The 17994-nt window shown below is 59.6% G+C and carries 13 protein-coding genes, 1 other RNA gene, 1 pseudogene and 2 other annotated features (1 of these 17 only partly in view); of the genes and pseudogenes, 2 read left to right on the forward strand and 13 right to left on the reverse strand.

Annotated features, from left to right (window positions below):
- Positions 1–145 (reverse strand) — a binding site (T-box leader); it reaches 62 nt to the left of the window's first position.
- A 36-nt stretch (positions 146–181) separates the two neighbouring features.
- From recD2 to cymR, 5 genes are read right to left on the reverse strand one after another with little or no spacing between them, the layout of a single operon-like run.
- Positions 182–2686 carry an SF1B family DNA helicase RecD2 gene (gene recD2 / locus BN1189_RS13840; protein ID WP_040228895.1) on the reverse strand — a complete coding sequence of 835 codons (2505 nt, stop codon included), beginning with the start codon at positions 2684–2686 and terminating at the stop codon, positions 182–184.
- A 19-nt stretch (positions 2687–2705) separates the two neighbouring features.
- Entirely contained in the window at positions 2706–3374 is a 669-nt protein-coding gene (locus tag BN1189_RS13845) for a tetratricopeptide repeat protein (RefSeq protein ID WP_040228896.1), read from the reverse strand.
- 11 nt (positions 3375–3385) lie between these two features.
- A complete protein-coding gene (mnmA, locus tag BN1189_RS13850) occupies positions 3386–4507 on the reverse strand; it encodes a tRNA 2-thiouridine(34) synthase MnmA (RefSeq protein WP_040228897.1) in 1122 nt (373 codons plus the stop codon).
- Positions 4494–5666 (reverse strand): cysteine desulfurase family protein, encoded by a 1173-nt coding sequence (locus BN1189_RS13855; RefSeq protein WP_040228898.1) that lies wholly within the window; start codon positions 5664–5666, stop codon positions 4494–4496. The genes mnmA and BN1189_RS13855 overlap by 14 nt, the downstream gene beginning before the upstream one ends.
- 13 nt (positions 5667–5679) lie before the next feature.
- Entirely contained in the window at positions 5680–6099 is a 420-nt protein-coding gene (gene cymR, locus BN1189_RS13860) for a cysteine metabolism transcriptional regulator CymR (protein WP_040228899.1), read from the reverse strand.
- Between the two features lie 125 nt (positions 6100–6224).
- Here cymR and BN1189_RS13865 point away from each other — a divergent pair, with 125 nt between their 5' ends.
- A complete protein-coding gene (locus BN1189_RS13865; RefSeq protein WP_040228924.1) occupies positions 6225–7511 on the forward strand; it encodes a replication-associated recombination protein A in 1287 nt (428 codons plus the stop codon).
- Between the two features lie 303 nt (positions 7512–7814).
- On the opposite strand, the gene BN1189_RS13870 is transcribed toward BN1189_RS13865, so the two are convergent.
- The 4 genes from BN1189_RS13870 to hisS all read right to left on the reverse strand — a co-directional run bounded on the left by BN1189_RS13870 (position 7815) and on the right by hisS (position 11960).
- A complete protein-coding gene (locus tag BN1189_RS13870; protein ID WP_040228900.1) occupies positions 7815–8576 on the reverse strand; it encodes a tRNA threonylcarbamoyladenosine dehydratase in 762 nt (253 codons plus the stop codon).
- 84 nt (positions 8577–8660) lie between these two features.
- Positions 8661–8841: non-coding RNA, 6S RNA (gene ssrS / locus BN1189_RS13875), on the reverse strand.
- Between the two features lie 35 nt (positions 8842–8876).
- Positions 8877–10670, reverse strand: coding sequence for an aspartate--tRNA ligase (gene aspS / locus BN1189_RS13880; protein WP_040228901.1), 1794 nt, complete (start codon positions 10668–10670; stop codon positions 8877–8879).
- A gap of 21 nt (positions 10671–10691) precedes the next feature.
- A complete protein-coding gene (gene hisS / locus BN1189_RS13885) occupies positions 10692–11960 on the reverse strand; it encodes a histidine--tRNA ligase (RefSeq protein WP_040228902.1) in 1269 nt (422 codons plus the stop codon).
- Positions 11961–12013: 53 nt separating this feature from the next.
- Positions 12014–12252 (reverse strand) — a binding site (T-box leader).
- 116 nt (positions 12253–12368) lie between these two features.
- Between hisS and BN1189_RS13890 the strand changes: the two genes are divergently transcribed.
- Positions 12369–13940 carry an N-acetylmuramoyl-L-alanine amidase gene (locus BN1189_RS13890; protein ID WP_040228903.1) on the forward strand — a complete coding sequence of 524 codons (1572 nt, stop codon included), beginning with the start codon at positions 12369–12371 and terminating at the stop codon, positions 13938–13940.
- A gap of 323 nt (positions 13941–14263) precedes the next feature.
- On the opposite strand, the gene dtd (BN1189_RS13895) is transcribed toward BN1189_RS13890, so the two are convergent.
- From dtd (BN1189_RS13895) to BN1189_RS13910, 4 genes and pseudogenes are all read right to left on the reverse strand, one after another.
- Positions 14264–14713: a D-aminoacyl-tRNA deacylase gene (gene dtd, locus BN1189_RS13895; protein WP_040228904.1), complete on the reverse strand. Its 450-nt coding sequence runs from the start codon at positions 14711–14713 to the stop codon at positions 14264–14266.
- 15 nt (positions 14714–14728) lie between these two features.
- Positions 14729–14896, reverse strand: a pseudogene (locus BN1189_RS13900) (ACT domain-containing protein); the annotation flags it as partial.
- 405 nt (positions 14897–15301) lie between these two features.
- Positions 15302–15751 carry a D-aminoacyl-tRNA deacylase gene (gene dtd / locus BN1189_RS13905; RefSeq protein ID WP_040228904.1) on the reverse strand — a complete coding sequence of 150 codons (450 nt, stop codon included), beginning with the start codon at positions 15749–15751 and terminating at the stop codon, positions 15302–15304.
- A 15-nt stretch (positions 15752–15766) separates the two neighbouring features.
- Positions 15767–17962 carry a RelA/SpoT family protein gene (locus BN1189_RS13910; protein ID WP_040228905.1) on the reverse strand — a complete coding sequence of 732 codons (2196 nt, stop codon included), beginning with the start codon at positions 17960–17962 and terminating at the stop codon, positions 15767–15769.
- Positions 17963–17994 lie beyond the last annotated feature (32 nt).

The following is a 17994-nucleotide window of genomic DNA, read 5'->3' on the forward strand; positions in this document are numbered from 1 at the left end:
CTCAAATCGCCTTAACGCGGCTGCACGGCAGGGATGAGCTGCACTCCGGAGTAGCTTTCCGCATCGTTGCCTGCGGGGATCCTTTCAGCCGAGGGACCCCTTTCTGTACGGGCGCAGTGCGTACTTTCTCCGTCTTCGCATTGTCGTATTAACTGCATTATAGAAATACGCGGCCCTCTTGTCAACGCCTGTCGTCCATGAAATCATATGGCGTGACCGCATGCATGCCGATGAGCGGATCGATCTGCATGTGATTGGCGGCGGTGAGGGCGGCGGGCCCGGACGTCGGGGATTCGGCCGGCTCCGGCTTTTCCCGGCCGGAAGACGGAGAGACGGCTGTCTTCTGTCCGCCCTCTGTGCCGGCTTCCCGTTTCTCTTCCCCGCCGGCCGCCGGCTTCGGCTCTTGCGCGTCGGACGGATGTTCTCCGGTGATCCGCTGCGTGAGCGTCGTCCGGCGGCTCAGGTCGTCGGTGCGGGCGATGCCTTCCTTGAACACATCCGGCTCGCCGAGCATGATGAGGAAGTTCTTCGCCCTCGTGAGCCCGGTATAGAGCAGGTTGCGCCGGAGCATCCGGTGATACATCCGGACGACCGGCATGATGACCGTCCCGAACTCGCTCCCCTGCGATTTATGGATGGAGATGCAGTAGGCGAGCGTCAGCTGGTTCAGGTCTTTGCGTTCGTATTCCACCTCGAGCCCGTCGAACGAAACGACGAGGAGCTCTTTCTTGTCGACCGTCTCATTCGCCTTGATGATGGCGATGACTTCTCCGATGTCCCCGTTGAAGACGTTGCTCTCCGGCTGGTTGACGAGCTGAAGGACCTTGTCGCCGATCCGGTAGGTCACGTCGCCGAAGACGGTCTCCTTCCTGCCGTCGGCCGGCGGGTTCACCATTTCCTGGATCATCCGGTTCAGGCTGTCGATGCCGGCAGGCCCTTTGTACATCGGGGCGAGCACCTGGACCTCCTGGATCGACTGGCCTTTAGAGAGCGCGCTGTTCAGCACTTTTTCCACGACGTCGGGGATCTGCTCGGCGCCGGCCCGGATGAACGACCGGTCGGACGTCTTCTGCGCCACGTCTTCCGGCAGACGGCCCTGCTTGACGCCGTGGGCGAGCTCGATGATCGAGGAGCCGGCGCTCTGCCGGAAGATATCGGTCAGTTCGACGGTCGGCACTTTTCCGGACGCGAGCAGGTCTTTGAGCACCTGCCCGGGACCGACCGGCGGCAGCTGGTCTTCATCGCCGACGAGCACGACCTGCGCCCCATCCGGAATCGCCTTCAGCAGCTGATGGGCGAGCCACGTGTCGACCATCGACACCTCATCGATGATGAAGAGCCTTCCGTCCAGTTCCCGCTCGGTCTCTTCCTCGCGGTCCTGGCCGTTGAATCCGAGCAGCCGGTGGATCGTCATCGCTGGCAGCTCCGTCGATTCGGACATGCGCTTGGCGGCCCGGCCGGTCGGCGCGGCCAGCACGATCGGAAACGCCTCTTCTTTTCCTGCATAGTCCTTCGGATCGAGTGACAGTCCGTGGAGCTCCGCGTACAGTTCGACGAGACCGCGGATGACGGTCGTCTTGCCCGTGCCGGGGCCGCCGGTCAGGATCATGACGGACGAGCGGAGGGCGAGGCCGATCGCCTCCGCCTGGGTTTCCGCGTAGTCGACGCCGAGACGCTCCTCGATTTCGCCGAGCCCGAGCCGGATTTCGGCTTCGGGAAATGCTTCGCTGTGCGAGGAATCTTCCAGCAGCGTGATGATCCGTGACGCGATCCCGACTTCGGAAAAGTAAAGCGACGGCATATAGCAGCGCTGTTCCTCGACGACGATCTTCCCTTCTTCCCCGAGCTCGATGATCGCATTCGAGATCGATTCAAACGGGATCTTCTCCGGCTGGCTCGCCTCGAGCATTCGCTTGGCGTCGGGAAGCAGTGCCGCAGACTCCATGAACACATGGCCGTCCGACAAGGCGGCGGTGTTCAGGATATGGAGGACGGCCGCCTTGACCCTGTCCGGGTGCGCGCCGGTCAGCCCGAGCTTTGAGCCGAGCTCGTCCGCCCGCTGGAACCCGACCCCCTCCACTTCGCCGATGAGCCGGTACGGATTTTCCGTCAGGGCCTGGACCGTCTCTTCCCGGTAGGTCTGGTAGATGCGCATCGCGAGCTGCGGGCCGAAGCCCCATTCGTTCAGGCTGATCATGATCCGCTCGAGCCCCAAGTTCTCCTGCAGGACGGTGACGAGCGTTTCCTTGCGTTCATCCGAAAGACGGGGCACCCGGCCGAGGCATGACGGCTCGTTTAAGATGAGCGAGATCGTCTCCTTGCCGAGCGTGTCGACGACCGACTGCGCCGTTTTTCGACCGATCCCCGGAAACAGGTCAGACGACAAATAATGGACGAGGCCGGTCTCCGTGTCCGGCATATCTTTTTTGAAAAGATCCGCCTTGAACTGCGTGCCGTATTTCGGATGGTCGACGATGCGCCCGATGAACTTATATGTATCTTCCCCCGGGAGCGGGGGGAAGTGGCCGGCCACGACGATTTCCTTTCCGTCATAGCCGGTGTCCGTTGAATCCACCTTCACCTTGATGATGGAAAACAGGTTCTGCGAGTTGTGGAAGATCGAAACGATCGGCCTGCCGGTGACATATTGTTTTTCCTCTTCGAATAGGTCAATCTGCCCCGCCATGTGCCGGACCTCCCTTTTGTTATTCTTCCGCCTGGCTGATCATGTCGTATACATACCGGGCCTGGACATGCTCGGGATCGAGCGTGTAGGCCTGCTTGAGATGGCGGAGCGCGTCTTCCTTCTGCTGGGTCGACACCGCGTAGAGCACGCCCAGATTGTAGTGGGCATCCGCGTTTTTTGGATCCGCCGTCAAAACAAACTTCAGCTCATCCGCCGCCGGGCCGAACATCTCGAGCGAGGCGAGCAGGATGCCGTACGACAGCCGGATCTGGACGTCGTCCGGCGAGAGCTCCGCCGCCCGCTGCATGTACGGCAGGGCGAGCTTCGGCTTGCCGGAGCGCTCGAGCGATTTCGCGAGCATGAACGGAGCGTCCGCCCCGTCGATGCCGCCGCGGATCGCCTTTTCATAGAGCTTGGCCGCTTCATCATAGCGTTCCTCGTTGTAATAAAGCCCTGCCAGCCCGTAGACGGCGGTCATCGATGAAGGATCGAGCGTGAGCGCCTTCTGGAAGAACCGCTCCGCCTTCCCTGCTTCTTCCGGCCTGCCGAGCGTGGCCAGAAGATTGCCGAAATTGATGTAGCCGATCGGGTCTTCCGGATTTTGCTCGATTGCATCGGAAAAGGCCTTCACCGCTTTTTCGTAGTCTTCGTTCCGGATCGCTTCGATCCCTTCCGCGTTATGGTCCATGATGCCCCTCCTTATCCGACATATTCGAGCCGGACGCCGTTTTTGAACACTTTATCGATCGTGCCGCCGCCGAGGCACTCGTCCCCGTCATAGAAGACGACCGCCTGGCCCGGAGTGATGGCGCGGACCGGCTCGTCGAACAGGACGGAAGCCGTCCCGTCTTCGCCGAGCTCCACTTCCACGGCGGTGTCCGGCTGGCGGTAGCGGAATTTCGCCGTGCAGCGGAACCGGCCGGGTTTCGGACGTTCCGACGTGAAGCTGACCCCGACCGCCCGGAGGCTGTCCGAGTAGAGGGCGTCATTGTGGAAGTTCTGTCCGACGATGAGCACGTTGCGGTCCAGGTCCTTGCCGATGACAAACCACGGATCACCCGCTCCGCCGATCCCGAGACCGTGGCGCTGGCCGATCGTATAGTACATGAGCCCGTCGTGGGTGCCCATGCGCTTCCCGTCCATCGTTTCCATGGCGCCTTGCTGGGCCGGCAGGTACCCCGACAGGAATTCCTTGAAATTGCGCTCGCCGATGAAGCAGATGCCGGTCGAGTCCTTTTTCTTCGCCGTGGCAAGGTCCGCCTTCTCTGCGATTTCCCTTACTTCCGGCTTCTGGAGATGGCCGAGCGGGAACATCACCTTGGAAAGCTGGTCCTGGGTCAGCTGGTTCAGGAAGTAGGTCTGGTCTTTGTTGTCGTCGACGCCCCTCAGCATGACGGTCTCCCCGTCCCGTTCTTTGACGCGCGCGTAGTGCCCGGTCGCCAGATAGTCTGCGCCGAGGCTCATGGCGTGGTCGAGGAACGCCTTGAATTTGATCTCTTTGTTGCACATGACGTCCGGGTTCGGCGTTCTGCCCGCCCGGTATTCGTCGAGGAAATAGGTGAACACCTTGTCCCAGTATTGTTTTTCAAAGTTGACGGCGTAGTACGGGATGCCGATCTGGTTGCACACCCGGATGACGTCTTCATAGTCTTCCGTCGCCGTGCAGACGCCGGCTTCATCGGTGTCATCCCAGTTTTTCATGAAGATGCCGATGACGTCATAGCCCTGCTCTTTCAGCAGCAGGGCGGTGACGGACGAATCGACGCCGCCGGACATGCCGACGACCACCCGTGTTTCCGCCGGTGATTTAGTTGCTGTCATTGTTTTCACCCTTCTGTAGCCTTGTCAGTCTCCGGACGACGGCGGCCGTTGCGGCTGCGGCGTCCCGGATGTCTTTGCCTTCAAGTCCGTAACCGAAGCTGAAACGGACCGAGTTCCGCAGTTCCGGCGCCCCTTCCCCGTACATCGCCACGAGGACGTGTGACGGGTCGATGGAGCCCGCCGTGCAGGCGGAGCCGCTCGAGACGGCGATGCCTTCGAGATCGAGATTGACGAGCAGCTGCTCGATGTCCGTTCCCGGGAAACTGATGTTCAGGATATGCGGCAGCGTCTCCGCTTCCGCGGCATTGATGCGGAATTCGATTCCTTCTCCCATGAATGCGGATGCGAAGAGTCGCTTGAACATGCCGTACTCTTCCGAGCGCTCCTCCATCGTCTCCCCGGCGATCTCTGCCGCGCGGGCAAACGCGGCGATGGCCGGGACGTTTTCGGTGCCGGCCCTGCGCTTGCGCTCCTGTTCGCCGCCCGCAGAAGACGGGGAAAGTTTCGTCCCGCTCCGCTGGTAGAGGAAACCGGTCCCCTTTGGCCCGTTGATCTTGTGCGCGGAGGCGCTCAGCAGATCGACGCCGAGCCGGTCGACGTCAAGCGGGATTTCCCCGTATGCCTGGACGGCATCGGTATGGAATGTGGCCCGGTGGCCTTTCAGGATCTTTCCGATTTCACCGATCGGCTGGATCGTGCCGACTTCATTGTTTCCCGTCATGATGGTCACGAGGATCGTGTCGTCGCGCAGGGCGGCCCGGACATCTTCCGGCGACACGCTTCCATTCTGGTCGACGGGCAGCCAGGTCACTGAAAACCCTTCTGTCTCCAGTTTCCGGACGGCGTTCATGACGCCGTGGTGCTCCACGTTGCTCGTGATGATATGCCGCCCCTCATCTTTCCTCGCTGCGGCGGTGCCGAAGATGGCGAGATTGTCGCTCTCCGTCCCCCCGCCCGTAAAGATGATTTCATTCGGTTCTGCACCGATCGAGCGGGCGATCACCGTCCGGCTCTCATCCAGGATCCGCCGGGCGTCGCGTCCGGTCCCGTGGATGCTGGACGGATTTCCGTAAGCCGATGCGAGAAGCTCGGCAAACCGCTCCGCCACTTCCGGACGGACCGGCGTCGTCGCCGCATGGTCAAGATAAATTCTGTTCATTGTGTATACTCCTTCATATATAGAACATGTAGCCGTCGTCGCCGGCCTTGTCATCCATGTCTTTCAGATCTTCGATCGTCACCGTATCAAGCACATCTTTCACCGCGTCCCGGATCCGGCTCCACAGCTGACGCTGGGGCTGCGGCTCGTCCTCGATCCCCTCGACCGGCTGGATCGGACCTTCCAGCACCCGGATCACGTCTCCTGCCGAGATGAGATGGGGCGGCTTGGCCAGCTTGTAGCCGCCGTATGCGCCCCTGACACTTTTGACGAGTCCAGAATTCCGGAGCGGCGGCACGAGCTGCTCGAGATACGCTTCCGACAGACCGTTCAATTCTGCAATCTTCCGCAGCGGCACCGGGCCGCTCCCGTATTGCCGCCCGAGTTCGATCATGATGGCGAGACCGTATCGGCCCCTCGTTGATATCTTCATCCCTACACCCCGCTGCCTGCTCTTTTCTATCCGACATTATAGCATAACCGCCATTGCTCCCGCGCATGAAGACTCCTCGCGCGATGTGTATAATGGAAGTCGGAATGGAAGAAAGGGATGATCCTGTGCACAATGAACCTCTCGCCTACCGGATGCGCCCCCGCTCGATCGATGAAGTCGCCGGCCAGGAACATATCATCGGTCAGGACACGGCGCTTTACCGGATGATCAAAAACGGGCATGTTCCGTCCATGCTTCTGTACGGAAGGCCGGGCGTCGGCAAAACGTCTCTTGCGCATGCGATCGCCGGGTCGAGCGGCCTGCCGTTCATCGCGCTGAATGCGACCACTTCCGGAAAAAAGGATGTCGAGCAGGTGGTCGGGGAGGCCCGCATCACCGGAAAAGTGATCCTGTTCCTTGATGAAATCCACCGGTTCAACAAGCTCCAGCAGGATGCCCTGCTTCCTCATGTGGAAAACGGCTCGATCGTCCTGATCGGGGCGACGACGGAAAACCCGTACCATGATGTCAACCCGGCGATCCGCTCACGCTGCGGCGAAATTCTCCAGATGAAGCCGCTCGGCGCGGAAGACGTCGCACAGCTGATCCGGCGGGCGGTCGCCGATCCCGACCGTGGCCTCGGCCGGATGAAGATCGAGATCACCGACGAACAGATCGGCCGGCTGGCGGAAGGTTCCGGCGGAGATGCACGCAAGGCGCTCACGATGCTGGAGTCGGCCGTGCTCGCGTCCGATGAAGAAGACGGCGTGACGGTCATCGAAGACGGGATCCTCGACAGCCTGATCGGCAGAAGCGGCGTGTTCGGCGACAAGAACGGCTCCCACTTTTACAACATGCTGAGCGCCCTCCAGAAATCCGTCAGGGGCAGCGACGCGGATGCCGGCGTCTTTTATTTGGCCCATCTGCTGGAATCCGGCGATCTAACGGCCGTCTGCCGCCGCCTGCTCGTCATGGCGTACGAAGACATCGGGCTGGCCAATCCGGAAGTCGGCGCCCACGTCCTTGCCGCGACCCAGGCCGCGGAGCGGCTCGGAATGCCGGAGGCCCGGATCCCGCTCAGCGTGGCGGTGATCGAGATGTGCCTGTCCGAGAAATCCAATTCGGCGTACACCGCGCTCGATTCGGCGATCGCCCGCATCCATGCCGGTGACACGGGCGACATCCCCCCACATCTGAAGGATGCCCACTACGCAGGCGCCGCCGCGCTCGGCCACACCGGCTATCAATATCCGCACGACACGCCGCTCGGCGAATTCGGCGGCTGGACCGCCCAGCAGTACCTCCCCGACCCGGTCAAAAACGAGGAGTTCTACAAACCGGTCATCTCCGGCAAGGAAAAGAAAATGGCCGGCATCCACCGGAAACTGAAGGAATTCTCGAAGAAGAAATGAATTAAGAAGACCGGCTGGAGCGATTTGGCTCCGGCCGGTCTTGTTTGGGTTGGGGGGTGGTGGGTGACGGGGATGCGCGGGTTGACATAAGAAAGTTATCGGGTAAGATTCGAAATCGGCGTCTTTACTCCGAGTTCGGGAGCGGTACTCCGAAATTGGCGCCCATACTCCGATTTTGGGTCCCATACTCCGACTTTTGATCCCATACTCCGAATTTGACACCCATACACCGATTTTTGGTCCCATACTCCGAAATTCGCGTCCTTACTCCGAATTCGGCATCCATACTCCGATTTTCCGCTCTTATCCCTTCACCCGCTGGAGCGGGATGTCTTTTACGATGTCGTTGAGCACCCAGCTGGCGCAGAATAGGCCGGCGGTGGACGGGACGAATGCGTTGGAAGCCGGCGGCATTTTGGCTTTCCGGACTTCGGCGTCCGGCTTGCCGACGATCTCGGTCACTTCTTCCCGTGCGATAATCGGGCTTTCGTCGGAGAAGACGACCGGCACGCCTTTTTTGATGCCGTCTTTGCGGAGTGTGGTCCGGATGACTTTCGCCAGCGGGTCGGTGTGGGTTTTGGAGATGTCGGTGATCTGAAGCCGGGTCGGGTCATTTTTGCGGGCCACGCCCATGCTGGAGATGACCTTGATCCCGCGGCGGACGCATTCCTTGATCAGATGAATTTTATAGACGATCGTGTCCGACGCGTCGATGACATAATCCGGCTTCAGCTCGAACAGCTGCTCCGCCGTTTCTTCCGTATAAAACATGTTGAGCGTGATCACTTCGCAGTCGGGGTTGACGTCCGCGATCCGCTCCTTCATGACTTCCGTTTTTTGCCGGCCGATCGTGGACAGGTTCGCTACGAGCTGGCGGTTGATGTTCGTGATGTCGACTTCATCTTTGTCGATCAAGATGATCCGGCCGATCCCCGAGCGGGCGCATGCTTCCGCGGCAAATGATCCGACGCCGCCGACGCCGAGCACCGCCACCGTCGTCTTCCTGTAGCGGTCCACCCCTTCTTTCCCGATCGATAATTCATTCCGTGAGAACTGATGCAGCATGGGACGTACCTTCCTTTCCTTGCGGCGGCTCGCCGCCAAATAAAAACCCCCCGCTTGGGCGGAGGGATGGAATTTTCAAATTGGACAGATCCCGATCGTGCCGTCTTTGGGAGATCGTTTTGAACCCGCACTTTGCAGGTGGGTGCCCTCTCCGGCACGTTTGGCGTCCCTGGACGGGCGTGCCAGCAATGCCGGAATTCGGGCTCCCGACGATTTGATTGTTCGGTCAAAACTGTTAAGCAAATAACGAACACATCAGGATCTGTATTAAAGACATCATAACATACGAGATTTCAGAAATCAATTCACCGCGTTAGGTTCTTCCGGCTCATTTTCATGGAGGACCTTAATGCCCAGTTCCTCAAGTTGTCCGTCAGCCACATGCGATGGGGCCTGCACGAGCAGGTCGCTGGCGCTCGCCGTCTTCGGAAATGCGATGACATCGCGCAGGCTCTGCGCCCCCGCCAGGAGCATGACGAGCCGGTCGAGTCCGAAGGCGATTCCTCCGTGCGGCGGCGTGCCGTATTCAAACGCATCAAGCAGGAAGCCGAATTGCGCATGAGCCTCTTCCATCGTGAAGCCGAGCGCCTTGAACATTTTCTCCTGGATGTCCCGCTCGTAGATCCGCAGCGATCCGCCTCCGAGTTCAAAGCCGTTCAGGACGAGGTCGTACGCCATCGCACGCACGTTTTGGGGCTCGGTCTCAAGCTTCGGAATGTCTTCGCGCACCGGCATCGTGAACGGATGGTGGGCCGCGTAGAACCGGCCGTCTTCCTCATCATACTCGAACAGCGGCCAGTCGGTCACCCAGAGGAACGCAAACCTGGATTCATCGATGAGCCCCCGCTCTTTGCCGAGCTTGAGACGGAGTGCGCCGAGTGCGTCCGCCACGACCGCGCGCTTGTCGGCGACGAACAACAGAAGGTCGCCCGGCTGCGCTTCGAGGGCTTCCTTCAACCGGTCCGCTGTTTCTCCTTCGAAGAACTTGGCGACCGGTCCTTTCAGCCCTTCTTCCTCGACCTTCATCCAGGCGAGGCCCTTGGCGCCGTAACGCGCTGCATATTCCCCGAGCGCGTCGATGTCTTTGCGGGAGTAGTCGGCCGCCGCGCCGGACACATTGATGCCCTTCACTTGGCCGCCCGAGGAGACCGCACCGGAAAATACTTTAAACAGAGAATCCTTGACGATTTCCGAGATGTCCTTCAGCTCGAGGCCGAAACGGACGTCCGGCTTGTCGGATCCGTAGCGGGACATCGCCTCGTCGTACGTCATCCGCGGGAACGGGGCATTGATCTCGATGCCCTTGATGTCCTTCATCACTTTTTGCATGAGCACTTCATTGAGCGAGATGACGTCCTCGATCTCGACGAAGCTCATCTCCATGTCGATCTGGGTGAATTCCGGCTGACGGTCCGCCCGGAGGTCTTCGTCGCGGAAACAGCGGACGATCTGATAATATTTCTCGAAGCCCGATACCATGAGGAGCTGCTTGAACAGCTGCGGCGACTGGGGCAGCGCGTAGAATTCCCCTTCGTGGACGCGGCTCGGGACGAGATAGTCGCGGGCGCCTTCCGGGGTGGATTTCGTCAGGTAAGGCGTCTCCACTTCGAGGAACCCTTCATCCGCCAGGAAGTTCCGGACCGTTTTCATGATGTCCGAGCGCATCTTGAACGTATTGTAGAGGGCGGGACGGCGCATGTCGAGATAACGGTATTTCAACCGGATCTCTTCGCTGACGTCCGTCGCATCCTGGATGACGAACGGCGGAGTCTTGGATTCATTGATGATCTCGACGCCGCTCGCCTGCACCTCGATCTTGCCCGTCTTGAGATTCGGGTTGATCTGGTTTTCCTGGCGTCCGGCGACCGTGCCGCGGATTTCCACGACAAACTCACTGCGCAGACGGTCCGCCTTCTGCATCGCCTCGCCCGAGAAATCAGGATTGAAGACGACCTGGACGATTCCCGTCCGGTCACGGAGATCCACGAAGATCAGCCCTCCGAGGTCCCGCCGCTTCTGGACCCATCCTTTCAGCACGACCTGCTCTCCGACGTGCTGTTCCGTCACTTCACCGCAATAGTCCGTTCTTTTCATCTTGATCTCGTCCTTCCCGACTCATGATATCTGTTTAACTGTTTTTGCAATCTCGCCGAACGGCACAAGTTCCTGTGTGCCTTCCGCCATGTTTTTGACGGAGGCGGACCCTTTTTCCAGTTCGTCTTCCCCGATCACGATGACGGACCTGGCGCCGATCCGGTCCGCCGCCTTCATCTGGGCTTTCATTTTCCTGCCGAGGTAGTCCATGTCGGCCGTGACGCCGGCCGCTCTCAGTTCACCGAGCAGCCGGACGGCCTCCCGGCGCGATCGGTCGTCGAGCGCCACGATGAAGGCGTCCGGCGAATCTTCGTTGCCGAGCTTGACGCCTTCCGCTTCCAGCGCCATGAGGAGCCGTTCGATGCTCATCGCAAATCCGATGCCCGGTGCTTCCGGTCCGCCGATTTCTTCGGACAGCCCGTTGTAGCGGCCGCCTCCGCAGAGTGTCGTGATGGCGCCGAACCCTTTCGCGGTGCTCATGATTTCGAACGCCGTATGGTTGTAGTAATCCAGGCCGCGGACAAGGTTCGGATCCACTTCATAGGCAATCCCGAGAGATTCCAGCGCCGCCTTCACTTCATTGAAGTACTGCGCAGACTCTTCATTCAGATAGTCCGTCAGGGACGGGGCCGTCTTCATGAGCGGGTGGTCCCGGTCGACCTTGCAGTCGAGGATGCGGAGCGGATTCTTCTCCAGCCGCTTCTGGCAGTCGCTGCAGAATTCGCCGATCGACGGCTCAAAGTGGCGGATGAGCGCTTCTCGGTGCGCTTCCCTCGTCTCTTTGTCGCCGAGCGAGTTGATGACGAGCTTCAGGTTCTCCAGTCCGGCCCTCTGATACACATCCATCGCAAGCGCGATCACTTCGGCATCGATCGCAGGCGACGCGCTGCCGATCGCTTCCACGCCGAACTGGACGAACTGCCGGTAGCGGCCCGCCTGCTGCCGCTCATAACGGAACATCGGCCCCATGTAATAGAGCTTCACCGGCTGATTGGGAAGGCCGAACAGCTTATGCTCGACGAATGCCCGGACGACCGGCGCAGTTCCTTCCGGCCGGAGAGTGACCGAACGGCCTCCCCGGTCCTCGAACGTATACATCTCTTTCTGTACGATATCCGTCGTGTCCCCGACGCTGCGGGTGAACAGTTCCGTCTGCTCGAAGATCGGCGTGCGGATCTCTTCGTACCGGTAAAGGCGGCACGTCTCACGGATGAGCGACTCGACGGCCTGCCAGCTTTTCGTCTCCTCGGGGAGGAGATCTTTCGTTCCTCTAGGCACTTTGAACATCATTTGATTCCCATCCTTCCTTAAAATGAAAAAAGACCCCCATCCCCTGCATCGCTGCAAGGGACGAGGGCCATCTGGCCACCGCGGTTCCACCCTGATTGGCACTTTTCTGACATGAAGTGCCCACTCGGTCCGGGTAACGGCCGGCGCCGTCTTCTCCTACGCGGATGTCCGTTTCGAAGAAGAGCCTCTCGGGTGTTGTTCACGGTGCGTGCCTGCAGGCGGGATTTCAGCCGGGGTCCCGCCCTCTCTTTTCAGGCTTGCGCACCATTACTTTTCCGGTCAATGGCGTTGATTCCAGTATAGATTACCCATTATGTTAATGACAAAGGAACCAACTGTCAACCGTTTTCGAAAAAGGTATAGAATTTTCATTCCCCCACCCTTAAACTATCCTTAAGGGGGGAGTCCATGAACAAACGAGCCATTGCCATCATCATCATCCTGCTGGCCGCCGCCATCGGAACCGGCGGCCCGCTGCAAGACGCCCCGCTGGCCGCTTCCGAATCTGTGACCGTGAGCGCCCCGACGTTGAATATCCGCTCGGGTCCGGGACTGACGCACGACATCACCGGCTCTCTCAAAAAAGGCGACCGCCTTACCGTCACCGGAAAAGACGGGGACTGGCTGCAGGTCGAGACCCCGTCAGGAACGGGATGGGTCGCCTCCTGGCTGACAAACCGGCCCGGCGGATCCAAAACCGGGCAGACCGTCATCTCCCAGGTCGACCGACTGAACGTCCGCGCCCGGCCGTCCACGTCCGCCGCCGTTTTATCCCGGATGAACCAGGGGGACAGCGCCGTCTCGCACGGCACCTCCGGCGAGTGGACGGAAATCACCTGGAACGGCGAGAAGGGCTGGGTCTCCAGCCGATACATAACCGAAAGCACGGCAAATCCCGAGGAAAAGCAGACAGTTGACGACGGGGCGGAAGCTGATGGAACCCGGTTCACCGTCTCTGTCGGCGGCCTCATCGTCAGGAAAGAACCTGATCAGTCCTCAAAAGATGTCGGCGTCATCCGCAAAGGAGAGACGTACCCGATCAAGGACCGGAAGCATAACTGGATCCTGCTGTCCGTTGACGGGAAAGACGGCTGGGTCTACTCGTTCCACGGGACGGTCTCGGGCAGCACGCCCGGCGAAAGCGGCGCAGGCGGCAATCAATCCGGCGGCGTCGCCGGGAACACCGTGACAATCATCTACGACGGAACGAACATCCGCTCGGAGCCTTCCACTTCCGGGAAAGTCGTCCTGAGGGCCGCTGCCGGACAGGCATTCGGCACGCTCGGCCAGGAAGACGACTGGTACCGGATCCGGCTCGACGACGGGACGGAAGCCTACGTCGCAAGCTGGGTCGTTTCGGCTGATTCCGCGGATGCGGAGAAACCGGAAGCCGCCAAGACCGCAAAGAAAGTGAAGCGGAAGCCCGGCACCCTCAAAGGTCTCACGATCGTGGTGGATGCCGGACACGGCGGCAATGACCGCGGAACGACCGGCATCCGGGGAACCGACGAAAAAGACCTGACGCTTCCGACCGCGGAACTTCTCGCCGCGAAGCTCGGGGCCGCAGGTGCCGAAGTCATCATGACCCGCGACACCGACCGGTACATCAGCCTCCGCAAACGCGTGTCGCTCAGCAATCAAAACGGGGCCGATGCGTTCATCAGCCTTCATTACGATGCGACGAACGACCACTCGGTCAACGGCTTCACCACCTATTATTTGAACAGCCACCAACAAAATCTGGCGGAAGCCGTCCACTCCGGCCTTTCAGGGGAAATCGACTTCCGTGACCGGGGCGTCCAGGAAGGAAATTACCTTGTGCTGCGGGAGAACCGGCAGCCCGCCATCCTGATCGAACTCGGATTCCTGAGCAATCTTTCCGAAGAACGCCGGGTGGCGGATCCCGCCTTCCGGGAAAAAGCCACGGACGGAATCTACCGCGGCATCATCGATTACTTTGATGACCAGATCGGCAAATGATGAGTGACCGCTGCTCCTTCTGCGAGGGAGCGGCGGTTTTTTGATTGTGTCTGTATATGGTGTTATGATGGTGCATATTTATATTATGTATACTAATAGCGACAAATTGGGCTGAGTCGTCCGGATTCGGCGTTGAGTCGTCCGCATTTCGGTCCGAGTCGGACGCATCCGGTCTTGAGTCGTCCAGGTTTATTTCTCCACCTGGAGAATCGGCGCATTTTAGGCGCATTCGGGCCGGATTTCATGCTGAGCCGGACGCATCTCCTCGAGCCGGCCGGGTTTACAGAAAAACGGTGTTCCCAAGTTAGCCCGGGAACACCGTTTCATTCTTTCGGTTTTGATTCGACGATGACGGTGACGGGGCCGTCGTTGACGAGGCGGACGTCCATCATGGCGCCGAATACGCCGGTCTCGACCCGGAGGCCGAGCGACCGGAGTTCTTCGTTGAACCGCTCCCAGAGGGGTTCTGCCTGTTCCGGGCGCGCGGCGTCGGTGAATCCGGGGCGCCTCCCTCTCCGGGTGTCCGCGTAAAGCGTGAACTGGGACACCGACAGGATGCTGCCGCCGGAATCGAGGATCGAGCGGTTCATCTTGCCGTCTTCGTCTTCGAACAGCCGGAGGTTCGCAATTTTCGAAGCGACGTAGCGGATGTCCTCTTCGGTGTCGGAGTGCGTGATGCCGACGAGCAGGACATACCCGCCCTCAATCTCGCCGGTCACTTCCCCGCCGACTTGGACGGACGCTTCCCGGCTTCTCTGGATGACGACTTTCATGGCGGTCTCCCCCTGTCAGTTCGTGACCCGCTGGACGTAATAGATGTCCCGGATCTGCTTGATGCGTTCGACGATCCGGTGCAGGTGCGTGATGTTGGTGATCATGAGCGTCATGTTGATCGTCGCGATCTTGTTCTTGTCGCCCTTTGCGCTTACGGCGGAGATGACTGTTTTCAGGTCGTTGNATCCCGCCTTCCGGGAAAAAGCCACGGACGGAATCTACCGCGGCATCATCGATTACTTTGATGACCAGATCGGCAAATGATGAGTGACCGCTGCTCCTTCTGCGAGGGAGCGGCGGTTTTTTGATTGTGTCTGTATATGGTGTTATGATGGTGCATATTTATATTATGTATACTAATAGCGACAAATTGGGCTGAGTCGTCCGGATTCGGCGTTGAGTCGTCCGCATTTCGGTCCGAGTCGGACGCATCCGGTCTTGAGTCGTCCAGGTTTATTTCTCCACCTGGAGAATCGGCGCATTTTAGGCGCATTCGGGCCGGATTTCATGCTGAGCCGGACGCATCTCCTCGAGCCGGCCGGGTTTACAGAAAAACGGTGTTCCCAAGTTAGCCCGGGAACACCGTTTCATTCTTTCGGTTTTGATTCGACGATGACGGTGACGGGGCCGTCGTTGACGAGGCGGACGTCCATCATGGCGCCGAATACGCCGGTCTCGACCCGGAGGCCGAGCGACCGGAGTTCTTCGTTGAACCGCTCCCAGAGGGGTTCTGCCTGTTCCGGGCGCGCGGCGTCGGTGAATCCGGGGCGCCTCCCTCTCCGGGTGTCCGCGTAAAGCGTGAACTGGGACACCGACAGGATGCTGCCGCCGGAATCGAGGATCGAGCGGTTCATCTTGCCGTCTTCGTCTTCGAACAGCCGGAGGTTCGCAATTTTCGAAGCGACGTAGCGGATGTCCTCTTCGGTGTCGGAGTGCGTGATGCCGACGAGCAGGACATACCCGCCCTCAATCTCGCCGGTCACTTCCCCGCCGACTTGGACGGACGCTTCCCGGCTTCTCTGGATGACGACTTTCATGGCGGTCTCCCCCTGTCAGTTCGTGACCCGCTGGACGTAATAGATGTCCCGGATCTGCTTGATGCGTTCGACGATCCGGTGCAGGTGCGTGATGTTGGTGATCATGAGCGTCATGTTGATCGTCGCGATCTTGTTCTTGTCGCCCTTTGCGCTTACGGCGGAGATGACTGTTTTCAGGTCGTTGACGATGTGCATGACTTCATTCAGAAGACCGGGACGGTCGAAGCCGGAGATCTCGATGTCGACCTGGTACTCCATCGGCTTGCCGGCCGCTCCGTTGGCCCACTCCACATCGATGAGACGGCTTTCGCTGTCGTCCTGGGCGATGTTCGGGCAGTCCGACCGGTGGACGGAGACTCCACGCCCCTTCGTGATGTAGCCGACGATTTCGTCGCCGGGGACCGGGCTGCAGCACCGGGATAGGCGGATGAGCAGGTTGTCGATGCCCGGAACAACGACGCCGGATCCGGTTTCCTGTCTCGGCTGGGCGGCGGCCATGTCCTGGTTGATCTTGACGAGGCGCTCTTCGGCCTCTTTCTCTTTGCGGATCTTCTCCGTCAGGCGGTTGACGATCTGCTGGACGGTGATGCCGTTGAAGCCGACCGCCGCGTGCATGTCTTCCTCGCTCGCGAAGTTGAATTTCTCGCACACCCGCCGGACGTTTTCCTCGGTGAGCACTTCTTTTTTCTCGAGACCGCGGTTTTTCAGCTCCTGCTCGATCAGCTCGCGGCCCTTGATGATGTTTTCATCGCGCAGCTGCTTTTTGAAGAACTGCTTGATCTTGTTTTTCGCCTGGGAAGTGTTGGCGATCTTCAGCCAGTCGCGGCTCGGTCCGAATGATTGCTTGGACGTCAGGATTTCGACGATGTCGCCGGTGTTCAGCTTCGTGTCGAGCGGCACGATCTTGCCGTTCACCTTGGCGCCGATCATCTTGTTGCCGACTTCGGAGTGGACCCGGTAGGCGAAGTCGATCGGCACCGAATCCGCACGAAGCTCAAGGACATCGCCCTGCGGCGTGAACACATAGACCATGTCGGAAAACAGATCGTATTTCAGCGATTCCATGAACTCCTCGGCATTCGACGACTCGTTCTGGAAATCGAGGATCTCCCGGAACCAGGTCAGCTTCGAATCAAGCGTGTCCCGGTTCTCCTGGACGTTCTTCCCTTCCTTGTACGCCCAGTGGGCCGCCACCCCAAATTCCGCAATGCGGTGCATTTCCTCAGTCCGGATCTGGACTTCGAGCGGATCTCCCTGGGGTCCGACGACCGTCGTGTGGAGGGATTGGTACAGGTTCTGTTTCGGCATGGCGATATAGTCCTTGAAACGTCCGGGCATCGGCTTCCAGAGCGTGTGGATGATGCCGAGGACCGCGTAGCAGTCTTTGATGCTCGCGACCATGATCCGGACGGCCAGGAGGTCGTAGATTTCATTGAACTGCTTGTTCTGGAGCGCCATCTTCCGGTAAATGCTGTAAATATGCTTCGGCCGGCCGGACAGCTCGGCCTTGATGCTCACTTCGCCGAGCTCTTCGCGGATCTGTTCCATCACTTTGTCCAGATAGGCTTCGCGCTCGGTCCGTTTGCGCTTCATCAAGTTGACGATTCGGTAATATTGCTGCGGATTAAGGTAGCGGAGGGCCGTATCCTCGAGCTCCCACTTGATCTTGGAAATCCCGAGCCGGTGTGCCAGTGGCGCGAAAATCTCCAAGGTTTCCGCCGACACCCGGCGCTGTTTTTCCGGGCTCGTGAACTTGAGCGTGCGCATATTGTGCAGGCGGTCGGCCAGCTTGATGAGGATGACCCGGATATCCTGGGCCATCGCGATGAACATCTTGCGGTGGTTTTCCGCCTGTTTTTCTTCTTTGGACATATATTTCAGCTTGTCGAGCTTGGTCACGCCGTCGACCAGCATGGCCACTTCCTCGCCGAATCTCCCGACCAGTTCATCCCTTGTGACGGGCGTGTCTTCCACGACGTCGTGGAGGAATCCGGCAGCGACCGTTTCCGGGTCCATCTGCAGATCCGCCAGAATGCCGGCAACCTGCACCGGATGCGTGATGTACGGCTCGCCGGAACTCCTCGTCTGGCCGCGGTGCGCCTTCTCCGCGACCTCGTAGGCCTCTTTCACGAAGCGGACATGGTCTTCATTCATATAGGAAGCGACGGAAGCGAAAACATCTTCCACCGTCATCACCGTATTTTTCGCCAAACCGTCCACCTTCCTTCCGTACATTATTTCTG

The organism is Bhargavaea cecembensis (genome assembly GCF_000826125.2).
In the GTDB taxonomy this organism is placed as follows: Bacteria; Bacillota; Bacilli; order Bacillales_A; family Planococcaceae; genus Bhargavaea; species Bhargavaea cecembensis_B.

What these genes read in the sequence shown, in the direction of transcription:
- BN1189_RS13870 (WP_040228900.1), bottom strand. Translation starts at nt 8,576, where the DNA reads ATGCTGCATCAGTTCTCACGGAATGAATTATCGATCGGGAAAGAAGGG.
- BN1189_RS13855 (WP_040228898.1), bottom strand. Translation starts at nt 5,666, where the DNA reads ATGAACAGAATTTATCTTGACCATGCGGCGACGACGCCGGTCCGTCCG.
- dtd (WP_040228904.1), bottom strand. Translation starts at nt 15,751, where the DNA reads ATGAAAGTCGTCATCCAGAGAAGCCGGGAAGCGTCCGTCCAAGTCGGC.
- aspS (WP_040228901.1), bottom strand. Translation starts at nt 10,670, where the DNA reads ATGAAAAGAACGGACTATTGCGGTGAAGTGACGGAACAGCACGTCGGA.
- mnmA (WP_040228897.1), bottom strand. Translation starts at nt 4,507, where the DNA reads ATGACAGCAACTAAATCACCGGCGGAAACACGGGTGGTCGTCGGCATG.
- BN1189_RS13890 (WP_040228903.1), top strand. Translation starts at nt 12,369, where the DNA reads ATGAACAAACGAGCCATTGCCATCATCATCATCCTGCTGGCCGCCGCC.
- cymR (WP_040228899.1), bottom strand. Translation starts at nt 6,099, where the DNA reads ATGAAGATATCAACGAGGGGCCGATACGGTCTCGCCATCATGATCGAA.
- hisS (WP_040228902.1), bottom strand. Translation starts at nt 11,960, where the DNA reads ATGATGTTCAAAGTGCCTAGAGGAACGAAAGATCTCCTCCCCGAGGAG.
- recD2 (WP_040228895.1), bottom strand. Translation starts at nt 2,686, where the DNA reads ATGGCGGGGCAGATTGACCTATTCGAAGAGGAAAAACAATATGTCACC.
- BN1189_RS13845 (WP_040228896.1), bottom strand. Translation starts at nt 3,374, where the DNA reads ATGGACCATAACGCGGAAGGGATCGAAGCGATCCGGAACGAAGACTAC.
- dtd (WP_040228904.1), bottom strand. Translation starts at nt 14,713, where the DNA reads ATGAAAGTCGTCATCCAGAGAAGCCGGGAAGCGTCCGTCCAAGTCGGC.